This is a genomic window from Caloranaerobacter sp. TR13 (assembly GCF_001316435.1).
GTDB lineage: Bacteria > Bacillota > Clostridia > Tissierellales > Thermohalobacteraceae > Caloranaerobacter.
On record NZ_JXLL01000027.1, the window covers coordinates 1 to 7,506 of the forward strand.

Below are 7,506 nucleotides of genomic sequence, written 5' to 3' on the forward strand. Positions count from 1 at the left end.
GTTAGCTTAAGCCACTTCGAACTGACTTTGATAAAGGTTTGCATAGAAACCGCCCTTGACAAGAAGCTCTTTATGAGTACCTTGTTCTACAATGTCTCCATGATTCATTACTAAAATCAGGTCAGCATCTCTGATAGTAGAAAGCCTGTGGGCAATAATAAAGCTTGTTCTATTTCGCATTAGATTACTCATTGCTTTTTGAATCTGTACTTCTGTTCGTGTATCTACTAAACTGGTGGCTTCATCAAAAATAAGAATTTTAGGGTCTGCCAGTATGGCCCTTGCGATTGTAATTAATTGTTTTTGTCCTTGGGATATATTTGTTGCTTCTTCATTTAATATCATATTGTATCCATTTGGTAAAGTATGAACAAAACTATCTACGTGGGCTGCTTTTGCAGCAGCTATAACCTCTTCGTCAGTTGCATTTAAGCGACCATATCGTATATTCTCCATAATACTACCATTATATAGCCATGTGTCTTGTAAAACCATTCCAAACATTGAGCGCAAGTCATGACGCGTAAAATTTCTTATATCATGTCCATCAATCAATATAGAACCTTCATTTATATCGTAAAATCTCATTAACAGTTTGACTATTGTAGTTTTTCCTGCTCCAGTTGGTCCAACTATGGCAATCTTTTGACCAGGCTTAATAGAAGCAGAGAAGTTATTAATTACTATATTTCCAGGGTTATATCCAAATCGTACATTCTTAAATTCAACCTGTCCTTTGACCTCTTGTAGTTTTACTGGTGTTGAGGTTTCTGGTACTTCCTCTTCTTCCTCTAAGAATTCGAAAACCCGTTCAGCTGAAGCAGCCATTTGTTGAAGAATATTAGAAATATTAGCTATTCGCGATATTGGTTGGGTGAACTGACGAACATATTGTATAAAAGCTTGCACATCTCCAACCTCAATAACTCTCTTGGCTGCTAGATATCCACCCATAATACTTACTACTACATATCCAAGGTTTCCTACAAAGTTCATAAGAGGCATCATGATACTGGTTAAAAATTGAGCCTTCCATGCTGCTCCATAAAGTCTATTATTTAGAACATTAAATTTTTCAATGCTTTTCTTTTCACCGTTAAATGCTTTTACAACAATATGTCCACCATACATTTCTTCTACATGTCCACTTAAATTACCTAAGTAGTCTTGCTGCTGTTTAAAGAATTTTTGTGAACGCTTAATGATAAATGCTATAAGCATGATTGATATGGGGATTACTCCAAGAACAGCTAGAGTCATTTTCCAGCTTATACTCAGCATCATAATAAATACACCTATAACTGTTGTTATTGATGTTATAATCTGACTCAAGCTTTGATTAAGTGTCTGACTTAGAGTATCTACGTCATTAGTAACACGGGACAAAACCTCTCCATGAGTTGTTTTATCAAAATACTTTAGTGGTAAACGATTTATTTTTTCTGATATACTTTTTCTTAAATTATAACTTACATTCATTGCAATACCAGACATAATCCATCCTTGAATATATCCAAACAAAGCACTTAATAAATATAACCCTATAAGGATAAAGATTATTCTGCCTATATAATTAAAATCTATATTTCCAGTACCTGCAATTTTGGCCATAACACCTTCAAAAAGCTTAGTAGTAGCTTTTCCTAAAATCTTAGGACCAACGATGTTAAAGGTAGCACTTGCAATTGCAAATATTAAGACAACAATTATGGAATATTTATAAACCTTTAAATGTTCCATTAATTTTTTCATGGTACCCTTAAAGTCTTTGGCTTTTTCTACACTACCCATCATACCTCGAGGACCATGACCTCTACGCCCTATGCCCATACCACGGCGATTATTTATTCTATTTTTTTCACTCATGCTAATTCCTCCTTGGACAGCTGTGACAATGCAATTTCTTGATAGGTTTTGCAACTTTCCATGAGTTCTTTATGCTTACCTTTTCCTACTATTCTACCTTCATCTAGAACTATAATCTGTTCAGCATTCATCACAGTTGAAATACGTTGTGCAATCAAGATGATAGTACTTGACTTTGCCTTTTCCTTCAATGCTTTTCTAAGGGCTGCAGCAGTCTTAAAATCTAGAGCTGAGAAGCTGTCATCAAAAATAAATATTTCAGGTTTTTTTACAAGGGCACGAGCAATAGATAATCTTTGTTTTTGTCCACCTGATAAGTTAGTTCCTCCTTGAGATATTTTTGTTTTGAACCCATCGGTTTTTTCTTTTATGAACTCCATAGCTTGGGCAATATCAGCAGCTTCTTTTAAATCTGCTTCTGAGGCATTTTCATTGGCATATTTAAGATTAGACTCAATAGTACCGCTAAATAGGGAACTTTTTTGAGGAACATAACCAATTTTATCTCTAAGTTCATTTTGAGTAATCTCTCTTACATCAACTCCATCAACTAGTACTTGTCCCTCAGTAACATCATAGAGACGGAGAATAAGATTGACTAAAGTAGATTTTCCAGAACCAGTTGATCCGATAATTGCCGTAGTTTCTCCTGGTAAAGCTTTAAAGCTTATATTTTTGAGCACATCCTCTTCAGCTCCAGGATATCTAAATGAGACATTCTTAAATTCTACTACTCCCTTTAAATTTTTATTTGCACTCTTTGGATTCTTAGGGTCTTTTATTTCAACCTCTGTGTCTAGTACTTCTGCTATACGTTGTGCTGCTACTGAAGCCCTTGGAATCATGATGAACATAAAGGACATCATTAGGAATGCGAAGATAATTTGCATAGCATATTGCATAAATGCCATCATATCTCCAACCTGCATGCTTGAATTGGCTATCTGATGAGCTCCTACCCAAACTATAAGAATGGTTATTCCATTCATTATAAGCATCATTGTTGGGAACATGACTGCCATTATGCGGTTTACGAAAAGATTTGTATTTGTAAGATTTTTATTTGCCTGATCAAATCTTTTTTCTTCAAAATCTTGATTATTAAATGCTCTGATAACCATCATTCCAGATAGATTTTCTCTTGTTATCAAGTTGAGTCTATCAATAAGCTTCTGTATGACTCTGAATTTAGGCAGAGCAGTTAAAAATACGGTAGTAATTAAAATTAGTAGTGCTATAATTGCTACACCAATGACCCATGACATTGACTGACTTTTATCTAAAGCTTTTATTATACCACCTACACCCATGATTGGGGCATAAAATACCATTCTTATTATTATAACAATGAGCATTTGTATTTGAGTGATATCATTAGTAGTTCGTGTTATAAGGGAGGCAGTGGAAAACTTATCTATCTCTGCTTTTGAGAAGCTTTGAACCTTAGTAAACACTGCCATTCGAAGATTACGAGCCAATCCAGCAGCAGTTCTTGAGGCTAAAAATCCTACTCCAACAATACATAATGCACTTATTAAGGAAATGAGAAGCATTTTTATACCAGTATTAATAATATATCTTGTTTGTATTTTTTCTGTATCTATTCCTAATGCTTCATATTCAGCCTTAATTGGACCAGCAGCAGCTTGTACAATCATTTTGTTTCCTAAGGCAATAAATTGCTTGTTTATTTCATTACTAATTTTAGTTCTCTGTTCTTGTGGCAGATTCTTAAAAAGACTAAATAGGTCAGTACTTGCAGGAATTTTATTTCCATTAAAGTCTATCATACCACCCTTTGCTTCTGACTTCATTTTATTAATGCCTGAAACAACTAGAATTGCTTTTCCCATTATTGGATTTAATTCATCAATTTTAGATTTGCCAATATTATTTAGTACATAAATTGGTTCATTTTTTAAAGTTGGGTAAAGCTCAACATAATGAGCATAATCTTTACTTGATTTGGTAATTAAAGTGTAACTATCCATAACTAGTTTTATATCTTTTTGCTCCATAAAGATAATCATTTTATTCATCTGACTTTCTCTAATTGCTTCTGGCACTGCATTTACTATACCACCTTGCTGTATGCCGTTATTAACAATATTCGACATATAATCTGGTAGTGACAAATCTGCCATAGCTTGAGCAAATAATAGTATTATTGCTGCCATAATAAGTCCCGTAAATGGTTTTAAATATTTTATTAATTTTAACATGACATCTACCCCTAACTATTTATATTATTTTTTATAAATTCCATTTTTTATCAGTTTTATCTGCTTTTTATACAATTGCATTGACTCATCAAAAGATAATTTTTTTGCAAAACTCTCAACAATATTGCCCATGGTAAGTTTTGTAAGTATTCTGAAGATAATCCAAACATCATCTAGCTCTTTAATGTTTAATTTTGAAAGATCTATTAATTTTACTAGTTCATCTAAATGTTTTCTTTTGTTTTCTTTTCTTAACCATGGAGCTATATTCTGCTCTATCCTGTGATTCATATTTAAAAAAGCATTTTTAAAAAAGTTTTTGTCTTCTTCATTCGTTAAGAAGTGTAGTAATTGTTCATATAGAAGTATGAAGGCTTCTATTAAATCACCATTGGTATCCACTAGAAATTTCTTAAATTTACGTTCGTTCATGTCTCTAAAGTCTTTTATGACTAAAAAGAAAATATCTTCTTTGTTTTCGAAATATTGATAAAAGCTACCTCTAGGTATATTAGCATTCTTAATAATATTTGAAATAGATGCTTCATAGATAGGGACTCTGGAAAACTCTTTTCGGGCTGCATCAATTATTTTTTTCTTTTTATCTTCTGGTAAGTTAAAAAAAGTTTGTTTAGGCATTTACATCACTCCATAATAAGTATAATATGACAACTTGTCATATTATTAATGTTATATGACAACTTGTCATATGTCAATAATGTTAGTACTATTTTCGAATAATTTAGTGGTGAGATGGATGTTCTTATGACTACAAAGGAAAAATTTTTATTATGATAAAATTATAGAGGCATGAATCGTGTTATTAGAATATTCAATGTGTAGGTGAAGATGAACAATGATCAATATTAATAAGCTGTTTGCCCCTTTTTGGGACACGATAATTGAAAAACTTCATATTGATATGGAAAATCATACGATTAGGTTGCTGATTAGAAGTGATAATGAGGATGTAAGAATCTTTACTAATATAATTTTAGAAGAAGTTGTTGCTTTTTGTTGGATTAATGAGTCGTTTTATCAAATTTTTCTGCTTCACCTAATATAGTATTGGAAATCTGGAATTCTATATTACTTATTGAAGCCAAAAAATGACTTTTAATGGCGAAACCTATGAGCTGATAAAAAATTATCAAAGAACAAGAAAAATAAATAAAATCAAATAGAAAATACATAATTTTAAAGTGTAATAACATTCATATAGGAAAAGCTTGCTACGGCAAGTTTTTTTAATTTCTTGTCTTTAAATAATAGGCAAATCTTTTTGATTTTTAAGTAAGTATCAAATGATTTAAGAATTACTTGCATCTGTTCAAAGAACAGATGATTAGCTTTTACTTTAAAAATAAAATAGTCTATTTTAGAAGGAAAATAATTTCAAATATTGAAGTTATTATTAATAACTTATAAAGGTGTGCTTAGATCGGCTCAAAAATATTTTGTAAATCAACAATGAATATTATTTAGGTAATATCAATAAAACATCTTTTGAAGATATATTTTTACAACATATTAAGAATAATGAAGAAATTAATAATAATATTTTAAGTAAAAAAACGATGTTTGAACTTTTAGGGAAAAATGAAAAGTTTAAATATTTTCAAGGAAAGGGATGCACTAAAAGAAGTAAAAATAGAGTAGATTATTATATGGAAACTATGCTTAAATTGATAAAATACATTAGTCAATATGATGGAGGAATATATGGAAACAACAGCGTTAATTAAGAATAGACCTTATATGCTATATATTACTAATATATTTTTATCATATATAGGTAATAGATTGACATTTTTAGCTATAATTCAATTAATGATGTATACAGAATATAAAGTTTTTGGAGTAGCAACTGTAACTTTAATAAGATTATTACCTATAATTGTTTTTTCAACAGCTGCAAGTAAAGTGTCAAAAAAATATAAAGATTCTACAATATTGTTATTAGGTGATATTATAGAAGGAATAACAGTGGTATTAATAGTTTTTTTTAGAAACCCTATATTTGTTTTAGGGATATTTACTATAAATTCTATAATTGATGTTTTTGCTGATGTTTCTGGCTTCTCTTTTTATGACAAACTATTAAAACGAGAAGAAGTTAATTCTGCAAATTCTATACTTAGATTTGTTCAGAGCGTTGTGAGTATCATAGGCCCAATTATAGCTGTAATTATTTTAAGTACTTTTGGAATGACGGTTGCTTTAATAATAGACTCTTTAACTTTCTTTATTGGTGCTATAACTACTGTGATAATTAAATATTATTATAAAATAAAAGAAGACATAGTAATAAAAGAAGAATTAACTGAAAAGAAGAAGTCAAAAAAATTAAAGACACTCCATTATATTAATCAAAATTATAAACTTAAATATATGTTTTTAATATTAATTATTACTGTACTTCTTACAGAAAATCAAGCACCATTTATGTATGTATTTGGCGAAGAGCATTTAGGAGTAGACATTTCCGTATCCGGAATGTTTATTTCTGCAATTGGTGTAGGGTCGGCAATAGCAAGTCTTATATTACTTAAATTCGATAAATTTATGTTGGATCTAAAGGTGATTTTTTATTCTGTGATTATTGATGGAATAGCTTTAATTATTCTTAGTAATAGTAAAAACATCATAATGGCATTTTTAGCATTTGGGATTTTCGGAGTTACTGGTTCAATATTTTTTATATCAATTAGAAATTTAATACAGTTAGAAGTTCCTTCAGAAAGGATTTCAGAAGTTTATGCGTTTAGATTTTCAAGTACGTCTTTAGCCAAGATAATTTCGATTTCAATAGGAGCTATATTAGTAAACAATTTAATTACAGTTACTCAGCTATTTATGATATCTGGTTTAATAGAAACATTTTTAGCCATTATTATGTTAATTAGTTTGAAAAATCATATGAAAAAAAATGAGTTGATAATATCCAATTAAGGTTGTATATTTGGAAAGTATTAACATATTTTTAGTTTAATATTTAAGTACGCTCTCTCAAAGTTATCAGTGAGAGTTATATAAGAATTTTGGATTATTCTACGATTTATTAATAATAAGCTATCAGTAGAATGCTTTAAAGTACCAGAAGAACTTGTTAATAATTTGTTGTAATGCCTTGTAGATTGATGTTTTAAACAATAGTATAACTTTTACACCTCATTGTAAATTAGATTTTGCGGAATAAGAGTAAGTGGCTCCTAGAAATGACTGAACTGGCACTATTTCATGAACATGTTGGTTCCCAAATAGAGAACAAGAGGGCCAGGCTTCACAAATTCATAAAACACAAAACAAACCATACATCTAGATTAAGCACTTCATATAGTATCATATGAGGTGTTTTCTTTTAATTCAAAACCCAATTTCCATGCACGTTGAGTCAGTAGTATTGATTAAAAGAAAA

Annotated in this window: 4 protein-coding genes; 1 reads left to right on the top strand and 3 read right to left on the bottom strand. The window is 30.3% G+C overall.

The window, feature by feature from the left end:
• Window positions 1-6: 6 nt before the first annotated feature.
• The 3 genes from TR13x_RS10430 to TR13x_RS10440 form a co-directional block, all read right to left on the bottom strand.
• A complete protein-coding gene (locus tag TR13x_RS10430) occupies window positions 7-1,866 on the bottom strand; it encodes an ABC transporter ATP-binding protein (protein ID WP_054871877.1) in 1,860 nt (619 codons plus the stop codon).
• Window positions 1,863-4,043, bottom strand: a complete 2,181-nt coding sequence (locus tag TR13x_RS10435; protein WP_255351337.1) for an ABC transporter ATP-binding protein — start codon at window positions 4,041-4,043, stop codon at window positions 1,863-1,865. Before TR13x_RS10435 ends, TR13x_RS10430 begins: the two co-directional genes overlap by 4 nt.
• A gap of 69 nt (window positions 4,044-4,112) precedes the next feature.
• Complete coding sequence (locus tag TR13x_RS10440) at window positions 4,113-4,727, bottom strand: TetR/AcrR family transcriptional regulator (protein WP_054871879.1); 615 nt, start codon at window positions 4,725-4,727, stop codon at window positions 4,113-4,115.
• 1,083 nt (window positions 4,728-5,810) lie between these two features.
• Between TR13x_RS10440 and TR13x_RS10450 the strand changes: the two genes are divergently transcribed.
• The gene (locus TR13x_RS10450) at window positions 5,811-7,040 is read left to right on the top strand and encodes an MFS transporter (protein WP_054871881.1); all 1,230 of its coding nucleotides are present in this window, start codon (window positions 5,811-5,813) and stop codon (window positions 7,038-7,040) included.
• Window positions 7,041-7,506 lie beyond the last annotated feature (466 nt).

Bases quoted from the DNA above. Each gene is read 5' to 3' on its own strand.
- TR13x_RS10440 (WP_054871879.1), bottom strand. From the start codon at position 4,727: ATGCCTAAACAAACTTTTTTTAACTTACCAGAAGATAAAAAGAAAAAA.
- TR13x_RS10450 (WP_054871881.1), top strand. From the start codon at position 5,811: ATGGAAACAACAGCGTTAATTAAGAATAGACCTTATATGCTATATATT.
- TR13x_RS10430 (WP_054871877.1), bottom strand. From the start codon at position 1,866: ATGAGTGAAAAAAATAGAATAAATAATCGCCGTGGTATGGGCATAGGG.
- TR13x_RS10435 (WP_255351337.1), bottom strand. From the start codon at position 4,043: ATGGCAGCAATAATACTATTATTTGCTCAAGCTATGGCAGATTTGTCA.